Annotated in this window: 2 tRNA genes; both read left to right on the top strand. The window is 50.1% G+C overall.

Going from position 1 to position 455, the window contains the following annotated elements:
• Window positions 1-23 precede the first annotated feature (23 nt).
• Window positions 24-100, top strand: a tRNA-Ile gene (locus EYW45_RS00090).
• 57 nt (window positions 101-157) lie between these two features.
• Window positions 158-233: transfer RNA gene (locus EYW45_RS00085), tRNA-Ala, on the top strand.
• Window positions 234-455 lie beyond the last annotated feature (222 nt).

Below are 455 nucleotides of genomic sequence, written 5' to 3'. Positions count from 1 at the left end.
GACTACATGATCCATGAAACATGGGGTCTGTAGCTCAGCTGGTTAGAGCACCGTCTTGATAAGGCGGGGGTCGTTGGTTCGAGTCCAACCAGACCCACCACAGCATTCTGCTCAGGTTGAGAAGTCGAGTTGTCGGCTGATCGGTTGTGTGGGATACGGGGGTGTAGCTCAGCTGGGAGAGCGCCTGCTTTGCAAGCAGGATGTCATCGGTTCGATCCCGTTCACCTCCACCATTGCTTAGGGTTGATGTTGCGTTTGAAAAGACGCCGCGTTGATGCCTACAATGTTGGTCTGTTGGATGTTTCATGAGTGAGGCTCAAGAGAGCAACGCTTAGTGCACAGATTGTGCGTTAAGCGTTGGGTTTTTGACTCAACGAAAAAGCTGTAAATCGTTCTTTAACAATCTGGAAGAAGCACAACGAAAATGAGTTGATTGCTGCTATGCGCCTCTTCAG

The sequence above is a fragment of the Schauerella aestuarii genome (assembly GCF_009866805.1).
Classification (GTDB): domain Bacteria; phylum Pseudomonadota; class Gammaproteobacteria; order Burkholderiales; family Burkholderiaceae_B; genus Schauerella; species Schauerella aestuarii.
Note: the sequence above shows the minus strand (reverse complement) of the source record. Positions and strands in the feature narration are given on the sequence as shown.